Origin of the sequence: Phyllobacterium sp. LjRoot231, assembly GCF_964253365.1 — a bacterium.
Classification (GTDB): Bacteria; Pseudomonadota; Alphaproteobacteria; order Rhizobiales; family Rhizobiaceae; genus Phyllobacterium.
In genome coordinates, this window is sequence record NZ_CAXUQT020000001.1 from 424116 (window position 1) to 442983 (window position 18868).

16 protein-coding genes are annotated in these 18868 nt (G+C 58.4%); 1 reads left to right on the top strand and 15 read right to left on the bottom strand.

The window, feature by feature from the left end; all coding sequences use genetic code 11:
- Window positions 1–15: 15 nt before the first annotated feature.
- The 6 genes from ACSQ3H_RS02020 to ACSQ3H_RS02045 form a co-directional block, all read right to left on the bottom strand.
- Window positions 16–1263 (bottom strand): ABC transporter substrate-binding protein, encoded by a 1248-nt coding sequence (locus ACSQ3H_RS02020; protein WP_436115498.1) that lies wholly within the window; start codon window positions 1261–1263, stop codon window positions 16–18.
- A 107-nt stretch (window positions 1264–1370) separates the two neighbouring features.
- Window positions 1371–2879 (bottom strand): aldehyde dehydrogenase family protein, encoded by a 1509-nt coding sequence (locus ACSQ3H_RS02025; protein WP_436115499.1) that lies wholly within the window; start codon window positions 2877–2879, stop codon window positions 1371–1373.
- Entirely contained in the window at window positions 2879–3658 is a 780-nt protein-coding gene (locus tag ACSQ3H_RS02030; RefSeq protein WP_436115500.1) for an enoyl-CoA hydratase/isomerase family protein, read from the bottom strand. Before ACSQ3H_RS02030 ends, ACSQ3H_RS02025 begins: the two co-directional genes overlap by 1 nt.
- A gap of 254 nt (window positions 3659–3912) precedes the next feature.
- Entirely contained in the window at window positions 3913–5514 is a 1602-nt protein-coding gene (locus tag ACSQ3H_RS02035; RefSeq protein WP_436115501.1) for an acyl CoA:acetate/3-ketoacid CoA transferase, read from the bottom strand.
- 18 nt (window positions 5515–5532) lie between these two features.
- Entirely contained in the window at window positions 5533–6534 is a 1002-nt protein-coding gene (locus tag ACSQ3H_RS02040) for a Gfo/Idh/MocA family protein (RefSeq protein ID WP_436115502.1), read from the bottom strand.
- A complete protein-coding gene (locus ACSQ3H_RS02045) occupies window positions 6531–7589 on the bottom strand; it encodes a LacI family DNA-binding transcriptional regulator (RefSeq protein WP_436115503.1) in 1059 nt (352 codons plus the stop codon). The genes ACSQ3H_RS02040 and ACSQ3H_RS02045 overlap by 4 nt, the downstream gene beginning before the upstream one ends.
- A 153-nt stretch (window positions 7590–7742) precedes the next feature.
- Between ACSQ3H_RS02045 and ACSQ3H_RS02050 the strand changes: the two genes are divergently transcribed.
- The gene (locus ACSQ3H_RS02050; RefSeq protein WP_436115504.1) at window positions 7743–8909 is read left to right on the top strand and encodes a dihydrodipicolinate synthase family protein; all 1167 of its coding nucleotides are present in this window, start codon (window positions 7743–7745) and stop codon (window positions 8907–8909) included.
- 57 nt (window positions 8910–8966) lie between these two features.
- Here the strand turns inward: ACSQ3H_RS02050 and ACSQ3H_RS02055 are convergent, their stop codons facing one another.
- From ACSQ3H_RS02055 to ACSQ3H_RS02095, 9 genes are all read right to left on the bottom strand, one after another.
- On the bottom strand, window positions 8967–10691 hold the full coding sequence (locus tag ACSQ3H_RS02055; RefSeq protein WP_436115505.1) for an ABC transporter substrate-binding protein: 1725 nt from the start codon (window positions 10689–10691) through the stop codon (window positions 8967–8969).
- A 63-nt stretch (window positions 10692–10754) separates the two neighbouring features.
- The gene (locus tag ACSQ3H_RS02060; protein ID WP_436115506.1) at window positions 10755–11162 is read right to left on the bottom strand and encodes a DUF2160 domain-containing protein; all 408 of its coding nucleotides are present in this window, start codon (window positions 11160–11162) and stop codon (window positions 10755–10757) included.
- Complete coding sequence (locus tag ACSQ3H_RS02065; protein WP_436119320.1) at window positions 11162–11980, bottom strand: carbohydrate ABC transporter permease; 819 nt, start codon at window positions 11978–11980, stop codon at window positions 11162–11164. Before ACSQ3H_RS02065 ends, ACSQ3H_RS02060 begins: the two co-directional genes overlap by 1 nt.
- Before the next feature lie 88 nt (window positions 11981–12068).
- A complete protein-coding gene (locus tag ACSQ3H_RS02070) occupies window positions 12069–12935 on the bottom strand; it encodes a carbohydrate ABC transporter permease (RefSeq protein ID WP_436115507.1) in 867 nt (288 codons plus the stop codon).
- 3 nt (window positions 12936–12938) lie between these two features.
- Entirely contained in the window at window positions 12939–14006 is a 1068-nt protein-coding gene (locus ACSQ3H_RS02075) for an ABC transporter ATP-binding protein (RefSeq protein ID WP_436115508.1), read from the bottom strand.
- An 8-nt stretch (window positions 14007–14014) separates the two neighbouring features.
- On the bottom strand, window positions 14015–15097 hold the full coding sequence (locus ACSQ3H_RS02080; RefSeq protein WP_436115509.1) for an ABC transporter ATP-binding protein: 1083 nt from the start codon (window positions 15095–15097) through the stop codon (window positions 14015–14017).
- A 56-nt stretch (window positions 15098–15153) separates the two neighbouring features.
- Window positions 15154–16671 (bottom strand): glycerol-3-phosphate dehydrogenase, encoded by a 1518-nt coding sequence (locus tag ACSQ3H_RS02085; RefSeq protein ID WP_436119321.1) that lies wholly within the window; start codon window positions 16669–16671, stop codon window positions 15154–15156.
- Between the two features lie 147 nt (window positions 16672–16818).
- Entirely contained in the window at window positions 16819–17583 is a 765-nt protein-coding gene (locus tag ACSQ3H_RS02090; protein WP_436115510.1) for a DeoR/GlpR family DNA-binding transcription regulator, read from the bottom strand.
- A gap of 94 nt (window positions 17584–17677) precedes the next feature.
- Window positions 17678–18703 carry a LacI family DNA-binding transcriptional regulator gene (locus ACSQ3H_RS02095; RefSeq protein WP_436115511.1) on the bottom strand — a complete coding sequence of 342 codons (1026 nt, stop codon included), beginning with the start codon at window positions 18701–18703 and terminating at the stop codon, window positions 17678–17680.
- Between the last annotated feature and the right edge of the window lie 165 nt (window positions 18704–18868).

Below are 18868 nucleotides of genomic sequence, written 5' to 3' on the forward strand. Positions count from 1 at the left end.
ACAGAAACGCCTAACTTATTTCGCGGCAGCAACAGCGGAAACGAGTTCCTTGACTGCTTCTTCCGAAGTCAGATCGCCATTGAACTCACGCGTCACGACGTCATAGATCGCGTTCTTGACAGCCGCCGGATTGGCATGGCCGTGGGCCATCGACCCAAAGAGCGTGCCAGCCTTGTTGGCTTCGGCAAGATCCTTGATGGCCTTCTTGCCACAATCGTCAAAAGCCGTATCCGGAACATCGGTACGTGCAGGAGCAGAACCCTTCACGACATTGAACGCCGACTGGAAGGTCGGGCTTTCAATGGCCGATGCCATGACGAGCTGAGGCGCGCGCTGTGCATCACTGACCTTGAACATGGCGAACTGGTCGGAGTTGAACGTGACCGAGCCTTGCGTGCCAGGGAAGCGCATGCAGACGAAATCCTTGCCCGGCACTTTGCCGGCCTTGATGAATTCGCCCTTGGCCCAATCGCCCATGAACTGCAGACCTGCCTTGTTTTCGATGACCATGGCGGAAGCAAGATTCCAGTCGCGACCGGAGAAGTTGTCATCCACATAGCTACGCAGCTTGGTCATGCGGTCGAAGGCTTCCTTCATCTTGTCGCTGCCGAGGGCCGTTGGATCGAGGTCGATGAAAGCTGACTTGTAGAAGTCATTGCCCAGCGACAGGACGACAGCATCGAAGATCGTCGCATCTTCCCATGGCACGCCACCATGGGCGATCGGAATGATGCCCTGCGCCTTGAAGTTGTCGAGAAGAGCGATCAGCTCGTCCCAATTCGCAGGCTCCTTGCCACCGGCCTTGTCAAGGGCAGCCTTGTTGATCCAGATCCAGTTGGTCGAGTGCACGTTGACCGGCGCGGCAATCCAGTGACCGTCATATTTCGAGAACTTCTGCAAGGCAGTCGGAACAACTTCATCCCACTTCTCTTTCGCCGCGACCTCGTCGAGATTGCCGAGAGCGCCCTGTTTCGCCCAGTCGGTGATGTCGAAGCCGAGCATCTGTACGGCCGTTGGCGGATTGCCTGCGGTAACGCGGGCGCGCAATACGGTCATCGCTTCCGTGCCGCCACCGCCGGAAACCGGCATGTCGGACCAGGTGATGCCCTTGGATTCCAGATCCTTCTTGAGCACTTCCAGCGCCGTCGCTTCGCCGCCGGAGGTCCACCAATGCAGAACCTCGACGTTTTCAGCCGCACGGGCCATGGTTGCTGTACCGAGCAGCATTGCTGCAGCGGCAACAGTATTCATCAACTTTTTCATAACAGTCCTCCCACGAGAAAAAAGAGATAAAATTTAACATATCCGACCGAAGGTGCCCTAAGGTCTGGGGCATTCATACAATAGGCAGAATGGCTATTACAATCGATTTAATCTCCTGACCATACTACTTTCCGCCTACCCACGTGCATGTTCAAAGTCTTGGTTTCCGTGTAATCCTCCACTGCGTGCCTGCCGAGTTCACGACCGAGCCCGGATTGCTTGTATCCACCGAACGGCAACTCCGAGGCGCCGTCCATGAACGTGTTCATCCAGATTGTTCCAGCACGTACGCGGCGGCCAACAGTGAGGCACGTATCGAAGTCGCGACTCCACACGCCGGCCGACAATCCATAGTCGATGGAATTCGCAATACGGATGGCATCCTCCAATGTTTCAAATGTTAGCACAGACAGGACCGGTCCGAATACTTCTTCGCGTGCCACAGCCATGTCCGGCTGAACGGCAGAGAGAATTGTCGGCGACATGAACTGCCCCATGCCGAGATCGAGTGCTTCACCGCCATGGCTGACATTCGCTCCGGCAGAGGCAGCGTTGCGCACATAAGTATCGATCTTGGTGAGATGTTCGGGCGTGATGATCGCGCCGACCTTGGTCCGCGGATCGAGCGGATCGCCGACCCTGACCTTGGCGGAAAGCGCGGCGACACGCTGCACGACTTCATCCGCGATATCACGATGAACGATGAGACGTGAACCGGCATTGCAGCATTCGCCTGCGTTGAAATAGGCACCGAACACCGCCGCATCGATGAAATCATCGAGATTGGCATCCGGAAACACGATCTGCGGGTTTTTACCGCCGAGTTCGAGCGAGACCTTCTTCAGGGTCTGCGCGGCGTTGGCCATGGTCAGCTTGCCGACGAGGGTGGAGCCGGTGAAGGAAACCATATCGACATCCGGATGCGTCGTCATAGGCGCACCGACTTCGGCGCCCGTACCGGCGACGATATTGACCACGCCCGCCGGAACCCCGGCTTCCATAAGGATTTCACCGAGAACAAGTGTCGAGCCGGATGTAAGTTCCGATGGCTTGACCACAGCGGTGCATCCGGCAGCGAGCGCAAAGGGTAACTTCTGGCTTACGATGAGGAAGGGGAAGTTCCACGGCGTGATGATCGAGACCACGCCGATCGCCTCGCGCAGCACGACACCCAGCGTTCCATCGCCAAGCGTGTTATAGCTTTCGCCATGCAAGTCGCGACCAAGCGCCGCCGCATAACGCCAGATATCGACGGCGCCGCCGAGCTCGGCCTTGGCCTGGCTGATGGGCTTTCCAGATTCGATGCAGTCCAGATAGGCGAGTTCGTCCGAGCGCGCCGCGATCAGATCCGCAGCCTTGAGGATGATATTCGAGCGCTCGGCGCCAGTCATGCGCGACCAGGGGCCATCGTCGAAGGCATGCCGCGCTGCACGGATTGCGCGTTCCGCGTCGGCCTTGGTCGCAGCCTGATACCGGGAGACGACCACGCCGTGACCGGGGCTCTTGCGCTCGATGACGCCGCCTTCCGCGCCGTCTGTCCATCTGCCGTCGATCAGCATCTGGAATTCGCGCACCTTGAAATTGTCGAGTGCCTGAGGGCGCACCAGAACCGTCATTACCATTCTCCCTTGAACACGGGCTCACGCTTTTCGGCAAAGGCCGAAACACCTTCTTTCAGGTCCGCTGTTTTTGCGACGAGGATCGAGCCGAGGGCCTCGACCGCCGTTCCATTGTCTTCGCCATTGGCTGAAGCAATCATCAGTTTTGCCACCTCGACAGCGGCCGGACCGCGCTTGGCGATCCGCTCCGCATAGGCCTGCGCCGCGGAAACGGCCTCGCCGGTTTCAACAACGTGATCGACCAGACCGAGTGCGTGACCTTCGCTTGCGCTGAAGATTTCGCCGCCGAGCGCCATGCGGCGCACCACCTGCGCTCCGAAGCGTCGTACCAGACGCTGCGTGCCGGACCAGCCCGGCACCATGCCGAGGCCGGTTTCCGGCAGGCCAAGCTTGATCTGCGTTTCGGCGATACGGATGTCGGCGGCTGCCGCAAGTTCAAGCCCGCCGCCGAGTGCATGGCCGTTTAGGGCCGCGATGAGTGGCACACGCAGTGTCGCCAGCCGTTCGAACACGCGGTGACCGAAACGCACCCAGGCGTGACCGAATTCGTTCGGCGTCATCGCCGCCCAAGCCTTGATATCGCCGCCTGCCGAAAATGCCTTGCCAGCGCCGGTAAGGATCGCAACACGCACTTGCCCGTTTGCCTCCACCGCATCGCAGGCCGCGCTGAGTTCCTTCAACATGTCGAGGTCGAAGGCGTTGAGCTTTTCCGGGCGCGACACGGTGATCGTGGCAACAGGCCCCGCGAAGGTGACGTTAATGCGCGGATCAGCCATGCCATCCACCTGTGTCCGCATTTGAAGCCTTTTCAAAATTAAACCAAAGCGTGGCCGCTTCTTGCCCTCCCCCTCGTGGGGAGGGAGGCTGCGTAGCAACAGGGAGGGGTCTTTGAACCCGTGCGTTTTCGTGCGACAGCGTTTTTGTAAGCATAACAAGACCCCTCCCCGGACCGTTGGTCCGTCCCTCCCCACAAGGGGGAGGGCAAGAGGCGGCACCCTCTATGCGAACTTTAAGCACGTGTTTGCTTACCTCAGCCATGGAGCGTCCTCTGCGGTTTTTGCGGCAGTTTCAGACCGAAAGGCTGCGGCGCGAACAAATGCGCGTCCATCAGTTTCAGATCGCGCGCGACGACCAGCGGGAATTCAGACTGATCGAGGATATGCGTCTGCAGATCAACGCCGGGTGCGATTTCTGTCAGCACCACGCCTTCCGGTCGAAGCACCATGACGCAGCGCTCGGTGACATAGGTGATGTCCTGGCCCTGCTCGACGGCGCGGCGGCCGGAGAAGGTGACGTGCTCGACCTCGTTGACCAGCTTCTTCAGCTTGCCTTCCTTCTCGATCACCAGCTTGCCGTCTTCCACATGCACCTTGGCGCCGGCATTGAACATGCCGGAAAAAACGATCTTGCGCGCCCTTGCGGTGATATCGACAAAGCCGCCGGCTCCGGCTGTCACATGCGGACGGAAGCTCAGCTTGGAGACATTGACGGAGCCAGATCTATCGATTTCGAGGAAGGACAGCAGCGAGGCATCAAAGCCTGCGCCCTGGAAATAGGTGAACTGATGCGGCGACGGCACGAAGGCTTCCGCATTGGAAGCGCAGCCGAAGGCGAAATCGAGCAGCGGAATGCCGCCAACCGGCCCCTGCTCGATCACCCAGGTAACCGCGCCATGCAGGCCTTCCTCCAGCAAAATGCGCGGCACATTGGCCGAGATGCCGAAGCCAAGATTGACGGCGCTGCCCGCTTCGAGTTCCACGGCGACACGGCGCGCGATGACTTTCTGGATGTTGAAATCCGGAAGAGCAAAATCTTCCAGCGGGTGGAAAATTTCGCCGGAAATGGCCGGATCGTAGAGCGTTTGCGTCGTCTGTTTCTGTTCCGGATCAACGATCACGTAGTCGACCAGGATTCCGGGAACGCGCACATCATGCGGTTTCATCGAACCGCTCTTGGTTATGCGCTTGACCTGCGCGATGACGATGCCGCCATTGTTGCGCACGGCAAGCGCCTGATCGAAACCGCCGAGATAGGCGCCTTCGTGCTCGTAAGTGAGATTTCCGCGCTCATCGGCCGTCGTGGCGCGAATGATCGCGACCTGCGGGATGATGGGCTTGAAGAACAGCCATTCCTCGCCCCCGAATTCGATCTTGCGGACAACCGGTTCCTCGGCCGCAGAGGCGTTCATGGCGCAGCCCTGCCGATCCGGGTCGACAAAGGTATCAAGCCCGACCTTGGTGAAAACGCCCGGACGTTTTGCAGCGGCCTCGCGGTGCATGTCGAAGAGGATGCCGGAAGGGATATTATAGGCGGCAACCTCGTCATTGCCGATCATCTGCCAGATCAACGGCGGTTCGGCGCTGGACGGGCCGGATGGATAGGAGCCGCCGATGATCCTTTTCAGCAGGCCCTTTTTGGCGATGTAGTCGACACCCTTGATGCCGCTCATATCCCCCGCTGCGATCGGATGCAGTGTCGTCAAATCGCGCGGATGGCCGGTCGCATCGAAACGCTCGCCGATGGCCTTGAGCATCAAATCCGGGCAGCCGAGACCGCTCGACGACGACACCGATATGATCGCCTCGTCGGGGATGAGGTTTGCGGCCTCTTCGGGGGTGATGTGCTTGTTCATACTTGTATTTCTAATTTCTCAGAGGCCTGGATTGATCTTTTGCGCAGTGCCGGTCTTTGCCGCTTCGGTGACAGCGAGACCGGCTGCCAGCGACCACAAGCCATCTTCGCCACTTGCTGCCGGCTTGCCATTGCCGGCAATGGCAGCATGGAACCTGGCGATGCCGGTTTCGTAGAGGTTCTTGTGATCGAGCTTCAGCTCCGTCTCGCCGTCCGCATTGCGCAGGGTGACGGTGCCGATCGGCTTTTGCGTCATCACATTGCGGCCGACAAGCGAACCCTCGGTACCGTGCACTTCGAAGCCGGTCTCGGAATATTTGGTGGTGAAGCCGTCGTGGAACAGGGCGATCAGTCCCGATTTGAAGCGCATGACGCCCATGACCGCGTCTTCCAGCCCGGCCTTGGCAAGCCCGCTTTTCTGTGAGAACGCTGTGGCCTCGACAGGATCATCGCCAAGAACGTAGCGCAGTGTGTCCGTATCATGCACGGTGATATCCAGAATAACGCCGCCGCCGGCCTCCGGACGATCGAGGCGCCAGCCCTGCAGATGGGGTGGCAGATAGACCGCGTGGAAGACCTTGGCGGCGAGCGGCTGGCCGATCTTGCCAGCGGCGATCGCGTCGCGCATCACTGTGTGGCTGGCTGCATTGCGCAGATGATGATTGGTGGCGAATACGACATTGGCAGCGCGGCAGGCGTCGACCATGGCGCGTGCATCGGCGAGGCTGGTCGCCAACGGCTTCTCGCACAATATGTGCTTTCCGGCCTTTGCCGCTGCCAGAACCTGATCCTTGTGCAACTCGTTGGTCGTTGAAATATAAATGGCATCAATAGCCGGATCGCTGACCAGCGCATCTAGGGTGGTCACTGAATTGGGGATGCCGTGGTCCGCCGCATATTTCTTGCCGCGCTCTTCATTGGTGCTCATCACGGAGACGATCTCGCCGCCGCTGGCGCGGATCGCGTCGATTACCCATTCATGCGCAATCGTGCTTGCGCCGATCAGTCCCCAGCGTGTCATGCCAATTCCTCCAGTTGCTTTACAGGCGCACCGCAACTTTGGCGCACGACAAGGCGCACCGACGTCACGATGGATTCCGGATCGGTTTGCCCGGCATTGATCTGCTTCAGGACCAGTTGCGCGGCGCGCTGTCCCATGCCCTGCGGATCGACCGAGACGGTGGTCAGCGCGGGGACAGCGGTCTTCGCCTCGATCACATCGTCGAAACCGATGATGCCGAAGCCTTTTCCGGGCTCGATATTATTGGAGCGCAGGCCGTCGCAGACGCCGAAGGCCACCGCATCATTGAGGCAGAGGGCCGAGGTCGGGCGCTCGGCAAAGACCATCATGCGTTCGACCGCAGCGACACCACCGGCGCGGGACGGCGCGGAATGGATGACGAATTTTTCGTTGAGAGGGATGTTCGCTTCAGCCAGCGCATCGCGATAGCCGCGCAGCCGTTCGCCAAAAACCGCCGTATCGGCAAAGCCGCCCATGAAGGCAATGCGGCTATGACCCAGACCGATCAGATGGCGGATCGCAGCTTTGGCGCCAGCATAGTTGTCGGAAAGGAGCGTCGAGACTTTCGCGCCGGGCACGTTGCGGACCACCAGCACCACGGGAATGCCGCTATCAGCCAGCGGTTTGATGTCACTGGCTTCGGTGCCGCGTGCTGGCGACAGGATCAACCCGGCAATACCGTTCTCGCGCATGGTGGAAATAACTTCGCGCTGCCGGTCGACGCTCTCGCCGCTATGGGCGAGGAACTGCACGTAGCCGGCTGATTGAACCATCATGTCCATACCAACGGCAAGCTCGGCAAAGAAACTGTTGGTCAGGTCGTTGACGACAATGCCGATGATTTTCGACTTCGACTGACGCAGATTGGCAGCACCGCGATTATAGACATAGCCAAGATCGCCGATGAGGGCGTTGACCTTTTCGCGGGTCTTTTCGTTGACGAGCGGACTGCCCTGCAGAACCAGCGACACAGTGGATTTCGACACGCCGGCGGCGCGCGCAATATCCACAATACTGGTCCGGGTCTTGTTCAACCGAAAATCCTCCACAGGCATTCATATAATTGGAACGTTCCAAATTCGTCAAGCGCTTTTATCGCAATTGCCATAATAATTGGCTTATAATGTTCATATCGGCGCTTCTTATTACCTCTTGTTTTTTGGAACGTTCCAAATTAAAAGTGAATTATTGGACTGGGAGCAATGCGAATGACCCTCAAACTTCAGTTGCCAAATGCAAGTGGCATAGTCACGCATTACGCTTTGAAGGGCGTCCCGATTGCCGCGCCATCAAGTCCTCCAACCTTCAACCGTATCGCCTATGCCGCTGCTCATGTGGTCTCCGATCCGCTGCGCGATGTTCAACCCTGGGGTGCGCCTGCCATCGATTGGGACGCGACCATGGCGTTCCGTCACCACCTCTGGTCACTCGGTTTCAAGATCGCCGAGGCCATGGACACGGCACAGCGCGGCATGGGTGTGAATTGGGCCGGAGCACGCGAACTGATCCGCCGCTCGCTGGCGGAATCGCGAACCGTTCCGGGTGCGGACCTCGCCTGCGGCGCAGGTACCGATCAGCTTTTGCCCGAGGTTGCGCGTACGCTTCAGGACGTCATCGAAGCCTATGAAACGCAAATTGGTTTTGTCGAGGCCGAAGGCGGACGAGCGGTCATGATGGCGAGCCGAGCGCTGGCGCGTGTGGCGCGTTCAGCTGGCGACTACCGTACGGTCTACAACCATATCTTGAGCCAGACGCGCGAGAAAGTGGTGCTGCACTGGCTCGGTGACATGTTCGACCCGCAGCTTGCCGGATACTGGGGCTCGCCCTCGTTCGAGCAGGCGCTGGAAACCGTCCTCGCGATCATTAACGATAACAGGGACAAGGTCGAAGGCATCAAAATCTCGTTGCTCGACAACGCCAAGGAAATCGAGCTGCGCAAGCGTCTGCCAGAGGGCGTGCTCTGCTTCACAGGTGATGATTTCAACTATGCCGAACTGATCGAAGGCGATGGCCAGCGGTACAGTCATGCGCTGCTTGGCATCTTCGATGCGGTAGCGCCATCCGCCTCCAAGGCATTAAGCCATCTCGCCAAAGGCGAGATTCAACAATTTCGCGATGTAATCGAACCGACAGTTCCCTTATCGCGCAAGATCTTCGAGGCGCCGACGCAATATTACAAGGCCGGCGTGGTGTTTCTCGCCTGGCTCAACGGCCATCAGAGCCATTTCACCATGCCGGCTGGCATGCAGTCGGCACGCGGTATCGTCCACTATGCAGATATCTTCCAGCTGGCCGATCAGGCCAATGTCCTGGACAAGCCCGAGCTTGCGGTAAACCGGATGAAGTGCCTGCTGCAGGTTTATGGGCTCTTATAGAGAAAAAGGGGGCGGAGCCGAAGCGCCACCCCCTTCCCCCACCAAAACGCTTGAAACTTACTTGTTCCAGCTCTTGACCAGTTCATCGTAATTGATGGTCTGGGGCTTCTCTTTTTCGTTCTCGATCTTCAGCTGCGGTGCCAGATGGCCGGCCTTGACGGCATCGGCATTCCAGTAGGCAAGATCATGCTCTTCGGCCAGTTTCGGGCCGATATCACCCTGAACACCGGATTTCTCGATGCGGCCCAAGACCTTTTCCTGCTCGGCGCAGAGCGAGTCCATGGCTTCCTGTGCAGACTTTGCACCGGAAGAAGCATCGCCGATCGCCTGCCACCAGAGCTGAGCCAGCTTCGGATAGTCCGGGACGTTGGTGCCGGTTGGCGACCACTGCACGCGGGCTGGCGAACGATAGAATTCGATCAAACCACCGAGTTCCGGCGCACGCTTGGTAAAGCTCTTGTCCTGGATCGTGCTTTCACGGATGAAAGTCAGGCCCACATGGCTCTTCTTCACATCCACGGTCTTCGACGTGACGAACTGAGCGTAGAGCCAAGCCGCCTTCGCGCGGTCTACCGGAGTTGACTTCATCAGCGTCCAGGAGCCGGCGTCCTGATAGCCGAGCTTCATACCATCCTTCCAGTAGACGCCGTGTGGCGAGGGCGCCATACGCCATTTCGGCGTGCCGTCTGCATTCATGACCGGCAAGCCGGGCTTGACCATGTCGGCTGTGAAGGCGGTATACCAGAAAATCTGCTGGGCGACATTGCCCTGCGCCGGAACCGGACCGGATTCGGAGAAGGTCATGCCCTGAGCTTCCGGCGGTGCATAGGCCTTCAGCCAATCGAGATATTTCTGGATCGAGTAGACTGCAGCAGGGCCGTTGGTGTCGCCGCCGCGCGCAACGCAAGACCCGACGGGCTGTGACTTGTCGTTGACCTTGATGCCCCATTCGTCGACAGGCAGACCATTCGGCAGACCCTTGTCACCATTGCCAGCCATGGAAAGCCAGGCATCGGTGAACCGCCAGCCGAGTGACGGATCCTTCTTGCCATAGTCCATGTGGCCGAAGACCTTCTTGCCGTCGACATCACGGCCGGTGAAGAATTCTGCAATGTCCTCATAGGCTGACCAGTTGACCGGGACGCCAAGATCATAGCCATATTTTGCCTTGAAATCCGCCTTGTTCTTTTCGTCGTTGAACCAGTCATAGCGGAACCAGTAAAGGTTGGCGAACTGCTGATCGGGCAACTGATAGAGCTTGCCGTCCGGAGCGGTTGTGAACGACTTGCCGACAAAATCATCTACGTCAAGGCCCGGATTGGTGACATCCTTGCCTTCATTGGCCATCCAGTCGGTCAGATTGCGTGCCTGCTGGTAGCGCCAATGCGTGCCGATCAAATCCGAGTCGTTGATATAGGCATCATAAATGTTTTCGCCCGACTGCATCTGTGTCTGCAGCTTTTCCACCACATCACCTTCACCGATGATGTCGTGCGTCACCTTGATACCGGTGATGTCGGCAAATGCCTTGGCGAGCACCTTGGATTCATATTCGTGGGTGGTGATGGTTTCTGAAACCACCTTGATGTCCATGCCGGCGAAAGGCTTCGCCGCATCGACGAACCACTGCATTTCCTTCTCCTGGGCCGCCCGGTCGAGCGTCGACATGTCGCCAATTTCCTTGTCAAGGAATGCCTTGGCTTCGTCCATTCCGGCCCAGGCACTGCCTGCACCGAACAGCAGCGCCAAGGCTGTCGTTGTCGTTAAAATTCGCGTTCGCATGATTGTCCTCCCAAAGTTGCGATTGCATCGTCAAATGCCCGGCGGGTGCCGGGCATCTAATTCCTAAACGAAGCGGAATACGCCGATGGCGTAGACCACGGATAAAGCCAAAGCCCACCAGAGGTTCGGACCGACAAGTCCAAGCCAGGCGAGGTGAATGAATGCGCTGCCAAGCAGCGACACGAACAGGCGGTCGCCGCGCGTGGTTTCAAAGCGCAGGATGCCGACGCGCGGATTGCCGCCCGGCGAGGCATATTCCCAGACGGCCATAAGCGACATGAGTGCAAAGATGGTCAGGAAGAACAGCGCCGTCGGGAACGTCCAGGCCATCCACCCACCAGCGATCAATGGCGCGGACCAGTCACGCGCACCGTCCTTGACAGGTACGGCTGCAACGAGAAGCCCGATCATGATTGCGAAAGCTATGGCGAGAACCGCCAGCGCTACAGGCCAACGCCTTGTCGTTTCCATTACACCCTCCCCAGGGCAAAGCCCTTGGCGATATAGTTACGGACGAAATAGATGACGATCGCACCAGGGATGATCGTCAACACACCGGCCGCAGCCAGAACGCCCCAATCCATGCCGGAAGCAGAAACCGTGCGCGTCATGATGGCGGCGATCGGCTTTGCGGCAGTCGTCGTCAGCGTACGGGCGATCAGCAATTCCACCCATGAGAACATGAAGCAGAAGAAGGCGGCCACACCGATGCCGCTGGCGATGAGCGGAATGAAAATCTTCAGGAAGAAGCGCGGGAAGGAATAGCCATCGATATAGGCCGTCTCATCGATTTCTTTCGGCACACCCGACATAAAACCTTCAAGGATCCACACCGCCAGCGGTACGTTGAACAGACAATGCGCCAATGCCACGGCGATGTGCGTATCGATCAGGCCGAAGGCCGAATAAAGCTGGAAGAACGGCAAGGCAAAAACTGCGGGCGGTGCCATGCGGTTGGTCAGCAGCCAGAAGAACAAATGCTTGTCGCCGAGAAACCGGTAGCGCGAAAATGCATAGGCTGCAGGCAAGGCCACCAGCACCGAAATAACCGTGTTCATCACCACATAGATGATGGAGTTGATATAGCCCTTGTACCAGGACGGATCGGTGAAGATGACCGCGTAGTTGTGCAGGGTCGGGTTCTGTGGCCAGAGCGAGAAGGCGCCGAGGATTTCCTGATTGGTCTTGAAGCTCATATTGATGAGCCAGTAGATCGGCAGCATCAGGAAGATGATGTAGAGCGTCGGGATCAGCCACCAGAATTTGGACTCGTCGCCGCGCTTGCGCATCTTTCGCGCCAGCGCCTTGTCGATCTGGCGCTGCTCGGTTTCCGGCCGCTCGCTGGTGCGTGCAAGTGTTTCTTGTCGCACACTCATTTCAGCGCTCCGCATCGTAATTGGTCATGATGGTGTAGAACACCCACGACATCAGCAGGATGATCAGGAAGTAGATGATCGACATGGCCGCTGCGGGTCCAAGGTCGAACTGGCCAACCGCCATCTTGACCAGATCGATCGACAGGAACGTCGTCGAATTGCCAGGGCCGCCGCCAGTAACGACGAAGGGTTCCGTATAGATCATGAAACTGTCCATGAAGCGCAAGAGAACGGCGATAAGCAAAACGCGGTTCATCTTCGGCAGCTGGATGTAACGGAACACCGCCCAGCGCGAGGCACCATCGATCTTGGCGGCCTGATAGAAGGCATCGGGGATCGAGACGAGACCAGCATAGCAGAGCAGCACGACGAGGCTCGTCCAGTGCCAGATATCCATGATGATGACCGTGAACCAGGCATGCATCGGGTTCTGCACGTAGTTGTAGTTGATGCCGAGACTTTCCAGCGTGTGGCCGAGCAAACCGATATCGGTACGGCCAAAGACCTGCCAGATCGTACCGACCACATTCCACGGGATGAGCAGCGGCAATGCCATCAGCACCAGGCAGACTGGAACGCCCCAGCCCTTGCGCGGCATATTGAGTGCGATGACGATACCCAGCGGAATCTCGATCGCAAGGATGATGAAGGAGAAGATGAGATTGCGCCCGAGCGATGCATGAAAGCGTTCGGAGTGGAGGATTTCGTCAAACCACTCGGTTCCGGCCCAGAAAAACTGGTTGTTGCCGAATGTGTCCTGCACCGAATAATTGACGACGGTCATCAGCGGGATAACGGCTGAAAAGGCGACGAGCAGCAGCACCGGCAGGACCATGAACCAGGCTTTGTTGTTCCAGGTTTTTTCCATGGCTCAGTTCCCTCCCACGCGCCAGCTATCGGCATAGATATTGATGCCCTTCGGATCGAAGGCGATATGCGGCTCGGCCGGAATATCCTCGCCCTCGCCGACGATGATAGCGATATCCTGGTTTTCGAGCCGGGTGCGGACGATCTTGTGGCGGCCGATATCCTCGACCTTGGCGATCTTTACAGGCATGCCGGAACGGCCGAGCCGCACATATTCCGGGCGAATGCCGAGTTCGACCGTCTTCGCCTCGGCGGGCATTACCGGCGCAGGCAGCTGGATCTGATGACTGCCGATCTGGGCGATGCCACCGGAAAGCTTCACCGGCATGACGTTCATGCCGGGCGAGCCGATAAAATAGCCGACGAAGGTATGTTTCGGCCGTTCGAACAATTCTTCCGGTGTACCGATTTGCACGATCTCGCCGTCATACATGACCACGACCTTCTGGGCGAAGGTCAGCGCTTCCGTCTGGTCGTGCGTGACATAGACCATGGTGTAGCCGAAGCGCTGGTGCAGCTGTTTCAACTGCGAGCGCAGCACCCATTTCATATGCGGATCGATGACGGTCAGCGGTTCATCGAAAAGGATGGCGTTGACGTCGGAGCGGACAAGGCCGCGCCCGAGCGAAATCTTCTGCTTCTGGTCAGCTGTCAGACCGCGCGCCTTCCTCTTGGCCCAGCTGGCAAGGTCGATCATCTCCAGCGTCTCGCGCACCTTGCGGTCGATTTCCACTTCCGGCACGCCGCGATTGCGCAACGGAAAGGCAAGATTGTCGTAGACGGTCATCGTGTCGTAGATCACAGGGAACTGGAACACCTGCGCGATATTGCGTTCCTGCGTTGAAAGGTTCGTTACATCGACGCCGTCGAACAGCAATTGCCCGTGCGAGGGATGGATCAGCCCGGAAATGATGTTCAAGAGCGTGGTCTTGCCGCAACCGGACGGGCCGAGCAGCGCATAGGCGCCGCCATCTTCCCAGCTGTGATGGACTTCCTTCAGCGCGTAATCCTTATCCGACTTCGGGTTGGGGCCGTAGGCGTGGCGGATATGGTTGAGGTCGATGCGTGCCATGGTTCCCCCTATGCTGCCAGCTTCTGGCGGCGGCTGACGGAATTGCCGCTCACGTCGAAAATCATCAGATTGCGCGGATCGATGAAAATGTCGATCGCCTCATCGGGCGTGTAGATGTGGATGCCGTGCGTAAGCATCGTCCAGCGTGCATCGGCAAAGGAGAGATGCACGAAGCTTTCCGAACCGGTGATTTCGGTCGCGGTGACAGTTGCTCTCAAGCCAATCTCATCGGCATTGCTGCGGACTGTGTTGATATGATGCGGCTGGAAGCCGATCGTATAGGTGCCATCGGCGAACTCGGCGAGATGTGCCGGCACTGGTAGCGTAACGCCGCCCTCGAGCTGAAACGCCTTGCCGAATTTTGCCAGCGCAATGGTGTTGAGTGGCGGGTCAGCGAACGTCTGCGCGGTGATGAGATCATCCGGCTTGCGGAACACGTCAATGGTCGGCCCGAACTGGGTGATGCGGCCTTCGGCCAATGTCGCCGTGTTGCCCCCGAGCAGCAGCGCCTCGTGGGGTTCAGTCGTGGCATAAACAAAAATCGTGCCGGATTCGGCAAATATCCGCGGCAGCTCCTGCCGCAGTTCTTCACGCAGCTTGTAGTCGAGATTGGCCAGCGGCTCATCGAGCAGCACCAGCTTGGCATTCTTGACGATGGCGCGGGCGAGTGCGGTGCGCTGCTGCTGGCCGCCGGAGAGACTGAGCGGCGTGCGATCAAGGAAGGGGGTGAGCTTCAGCATATCGGCGGCCTTGCGCACTTCGCGGTCGATCGTCGCCTTGTCGGCACCGGCCACGCGCATCGGCGAGGCGATGTTCTCATAGACCGTGAAGGCCGGGTAATTGATGAACTGCTGATAGACCATGGCGACCGAGCGCTTTTGTACCGGCACGCCGGTCACATCCTTGCCGTCGAACCAGACCGAGCCGGAAGTCGGCACATCGAGCCCGGCCATGATCCGCATGAGGCTGGTCTTGCCGGAGAGGGTCGGCCCGAGCAGGACATTCAGCGTTGCATGTTCCAAGTTGAGCGAAATATCGCTGAGATGGGGCTTGCCACCCACCACCTTGGATACATTCCGCAGTTCTAACATTCCTACCCCTCCCAGAGACGGCGCGAACCTCTCGTCCACGCCGCGTAAATTCAATTCTATTCCGCCGCGATCTGGCGCCGTCTATCGACCGCATTTTCCATGAAACGGTCGAGCACAGCGGCCTCATCGGCACTCAAATGCAAACCCTTCTTGGTGCGGCGCCACAACACGTCCTGTGCCGTCACCGCCCATTCATGCTCGATCTGGTAGCGCACTTCCGCCTCGTAAAGATCAGAGCCGAAATGCCTGCCGAGCGTATCAATTGATGTCGCCTTGCCAAGCAATATACGCGCTTTCGTACCATAAAGCCGGAACAGGCGATGCGCATGGCGCGGATCGAGAAACGGGTAGTCAGCTTGCAGCTTTTGCAGTTCTGTATCGAAAGCGGTCGCTGCGAAATCCCCCCCTGGCAACGTGCCACCAGCGGTCCAAGGCTTGCCGCGCTTGCCAAGCTGGTCTTCGATCTTTTCCAGCATATGCTCGGACAGGCGCCTGAACGTAGTGATTTTCCCACCGAATATGTTGAGCAGTGGCGCCTGACCTTCCGGCGCGTCGGTCTTCAGTACATAATCGCGCGTGGCTTCCTGCGCCTTCGAAGCGCCGTCATCATAGAGCGGACGCACGCCGGAATAGGTCCAAACGACATGCTCGCGCTTGACCGGGTCGACGAAATATTCGCTGGCGGCGGCGCAGAGATAGTCGATCTCGGCATCGCTGATTTTCACCTCGGCCGGATTGCCGTGATAGTCCTGATCGGTGGTGCCGATGAGGGTGAAATCCTGCTCATAGGGAATGGCGAAAATGATGCGGCCATCGGTGTTCTGGAAGAAGTAGGCGCGCGGATCGTCGAACTTCTTCTTCACGACGATATGGCTGCCCTGCACGAGACGAACATTATGCGCGTTGTTGCTGCCAACGACGCCGGTCAAAACTTCATCGACCCATGGACCAGCCGCATTGACCAGGAGACGCGAGCGAACTTCCTCGGTGGCGCCTGTCAGGCCGTCCTGCAGCGTCAGCGTCCAGTGATCCGCATCGCGGCGGGCGCTGACGACTTTCGTACGGGTGCGGATGACTGCGCCACGGTCTGCCGCATCACGAGCATTGAGCGCAACGAAGCGCGCATCATTGACCCAGCAGTCGGAATATTCGAAGGCCTTGGTATAGAGCGATTTCAGCGGCTTGGCCGCCGGATCGCGGGTCATGTCCAGCGTGCGTGTGGCCGGAAGCTTCTTGCGCCCGCCGATATGGTCATAGAGGAAGAGACCGAGCCGCAGCAGCCAGGCCGGGCGAAGACCCGCGTGATGCGGCAAGACAAAACGCAGCGGCCAGATGATATGCGGCGCGCTGGCCCAGAGCACTTCGCGCTCCATCAGCGATTCGCGCACCAGCCGGAATTCGTAATATTCGAGATAGCGCAGGCCGCCGTGGATGAGCTTGGTCGAACCGGAGGACGTACCGCTGGCGAGATCATTCATTTCCGCGAGGAAGACGGAAAACCCACGGCCAACGGCATCACGCGCAATGCCGCATCCATTGATGCCGCCGCCGATGACGAAGATGTCGTAGACCATGTCTACCAGATTAGGCAATTTCCGCGCTCCCCATTTCGCAGCGCACCATTTCTTCGCAATTGCGAAAGACATATGGTAGCATTACGAAAGCAATACGAAACCAAAAGGAACTATAACGCGCATTGCCGCGTCGCACAAGAGGCGTTGTCAAACTGAAGTTTCGATGAGCCGTACGTCTGCATCGAGGCAAATCTGCCGGATTGCCTCGCTCTCGCAACGATCGGTGATGAAGGTGTGGACTTGCGACAGATGACCGATGCGCACCGGCGCCGTACGCTCGAACTTGGTCGAATCGGAAACGAGAATCACATGGCGCGCATTGGCCATGATCGCCTGCGCGACCTTGACTTCGCGGAAATCGAAATCGAGCAGCGCGCCGTCGCTATCGATCGCGGATGTGCCAATGACGGCGAAATCCACCTTGAACTGGCGGATGAAATCAACCGCCGCTTCGCCGACAATGCCGCCATCGGAACCGCGCACAACACCGCCGGCGATGACCACTTCGATATCGGGGTAAACACGTAACTTGTTGGCAACATTGATATTATTGGTAATTATCATCAGGCCCTTGCGGTCGAGCAGCGCCTGGCCAACCGCTTCCGTGGTGGTGCCGATGTTGACGAAGAGGGAGGCATTGTCGGGGATAAGGTTGGCAGCGGCACGGCCGATCGCTTCCTTCTCGCTCGCGGCAATCAACCGCCGCGCCTCATATTCCAAATTCTGCACGCCGGAAGGAAACAGCGCACCGCCGTGAATACGGTTGAGCAGGCGCTGGTCGCACAGATCATTGAGATCCTTGCGAATGGTTTGCGGTGTGACATTGAAATGAACAGCAAGGTCGTCCACCAGGACACGCCCGTGCTCCTTGGCCATCTCCAGAATTTCGGCGTGCCTGGGAGCGAGGAACATGGGCGTGGGCTTTCATTTTCGTTTTTCTGTAGTCTATACGAAAACGAAAATGCGCATATGTCAATCTGATCAAAAACGAAACCGGCTCATTTCCCTATGCCGTCGCGCCCTCGATGATATCGAAACCGGTATTGATGATGGTTTTTTCGGCGGGCCGCTCGCGGCTTTCCAGCAGTTTTTCAGCGGCCGTCTTGCCGATGAGAAAGCGCTTCGACAGGATCGTCGATAGCGGCATTGGCATGGCTTGTCCTATATCGAGACCATTGAAGCCAAAAATGCCGAGCTTCTCCTTGACGGCGATTCCCGCATGCGTGCAATGGAAAATGCCGCCCATCGCCATGTCATCGTTCGGAAATACGACCACGTCGAGTTCCGGATGTGCGGCGAGAAGAACTTCCAACGCCTCACGGCCTGCCAAAGTTGAGCTTGGACCGGGGTAGCGATGCTCCGCTGTCAACGAAAGTCCCGCTTCCTGCAATGCGGAGCAAAGTCCCTCGTAACGCGCACTGGCGCGATCGTCGGTGACTACATTGTGCCTCGCATAGCCGAAGCGGCGGTAACCGCGCTGAATAAGATGCCGCCCGGTTTCATAGCCCGCTCGGCGGTGCGACATGCCGACGGCAATATCTACGGGCTCTCCGTCGATATCCATCAACTCGGCGACGCGGAAGCGGCCATGCTCCAGATGGCGGCGTGCAGTGGGTGTGTGATGTAGACCAGCGAGGATCACCGCCGCCGGTTGCCATGCGAGAAAGGAGACAAGGATGCGCTCTTCGATCAGCGGATCGTAGTCCGTAACACCGATCACCGGTTGAAAGGCCGTTTCGGTGAGCGCGGTGTGGATGCCGCGCAGCACATCGGGAAAGACAATGTTGGAGAGCGACGGCAGCAGCACGCTCATCAAAGTAGACCCCGCAGAAGCGAGGCTGCCAGCGGCACGGTTGGGAATATAGCCAAGCTCGGCGATGGCCGTCAGCACACGGGCGCGGGTAGAATCGGCGATAGGCCCTTGAGCGCGGACCACGCGTGATGCCGTGATCTCGCTCACGCCCGCAAGGCGCGCGACATCGGCAAGCGTCGGCATGTCAGGACTTCGGTGAGCGTTGCGTTTGCGCGGCATGGGCACCAATCCAGTGCGATTGACAAGATTTATGACAGCGCTACCATAAAAAGCTTGATGAATGCTAGTCAGTGTGCATAACTTTGCGCCACGTTCTTATATATTAGGTCGTAAACTCACTATAGGATCGACAATGGCGCCAGAAACGGCAAAAAGATGCGAGGA

What these genes read in the sequence shown, in the direction of transcription:
- ACSQ3H_RS02020 (WP_436115498.1), bottom strand. Translation starts at nt 1,263, where the DNA reads ATGAAAAAGTTGATGAATACTGTTGCCGCTGCAGCAATGCTGCTCGGT.
- ACSQ3H_RS02025 (WP_436115499.1), bottom strand. Translation starts at nt 2,879, where the DNA reads ATGACGGTTCTGGTGCGCCCTCAGGCACTCGACAATTTCAAGGTGCGC.
- ACSQ3H_RS02030 (WP_436115500.1), bottom strand. Translation starts at nt 3,658, where the DNA reads ATGGCTGATCCGCGCATTAACGTCACCTTCGCGGGGCCTGTTGCCACG.
- ACSQ3H_RS02035 (WP_436115501.1), bottom strand. Translation starts at nt 5,514, where the DNA reads ATGAACAAGCACATCACCCCCGAAGAGGCCGCAAACCTCATCCCCGAC.
- ACSQ3H_RS02040 (WP_436115502.1), bottom strand. Translation starts at nt 6,534, where the DNA reads ATGACACGCTGGGGACTGATCGGCGCAAGCACGATTGCGCATGAATGG.
- ACSQ3H_RS02045 (WP_436115503.1), bottom strand. Translation starts at nt 7,589, where the DNA reads ATGCCTGTGGAGGATTTTCGGTTGAACAAGACCCGGACCAGTATTGTG.
- ACSQ3H_RS02050 (WP_436115504.1), top strand. Translation starts at nt 7,743, where the DNA reads ATGACCCTCAAACTTCAGTTGCCAAATGCAAGTGGCATAGTCACGCAT.
- ACSQ3H_RS02055 (WP_436115505.1), bottom strand. Translation starts at nt 10,691, where the DNA reads ATGCGAACGCGAATTTTAACGACAACGACAGCCTTGGCGCTGCTGTTC.
- ACSQ3H_RS02060 (WP_436115506.1), bottom strand. Translation starts at nt 11,162, where the DNA reads ATGGAAACGACAAGGCGTTGGCCTGTAGCGCTGGCGGTTCTCGCCATA.
- ACSQ3H_RS02065 (WP_436119320.1), bottom strand. Translation starts at nt 11,980, where the DNA reads ATGCGCAAGCGCGGCGACGAGTCCAAATTCTGGTGGCTGATCCCGACG.
- ACSQ3H_RS02070 (WP_436115507.1), bottom strand. Translation starts at nt 12,935, where the DNA reads ATGGAAAAAACCTGGAACAACAAAGCCTGGTTCATGGTCCTGCCGGTG.
- ACSQ3H_RS02075 (WP_436115508.1), bottom strand. Translation starts at nt 14,006, where the DNA reads ATGGCACGCATCGACCTCAACCATATCCGCCACGCCTACGGCCCCAAC.
- ACSQ3H_RS02080 (WP_436115509.1), bottom strand. Translation starts at nt 15,097, where the DNA reads ATGTTAGAACTGCGGAATGTATCCAAGGTGGTGGGTGGCAAGCCCCAT.
- ACSQ3H_RS02085 (WP_436119321.1), bottom strand. Translation starts at nt 16,671, where the DNA reads ATGGTCTACGACATCTTCGTCATCGGCGGCGGCATCAATGGATGCGGC.
- ACSQ3H_RS02090 (WP_436115510.1), bottom strand. Translation starts at nt 17,583, where the DNA reads ATGTTCCTCGCTCCCAGGCACGCCGAAATTCTGGAGATGGCCAAGGAG.
- ACSQ3H_RS02095 (WP_436115511.1), bottom strand. Translation starts at nt 18,703, where the DNA reads ATGCCGCGCAAACGCAACGCTCACCGAAGTCCTGACATGCCGACGCTT.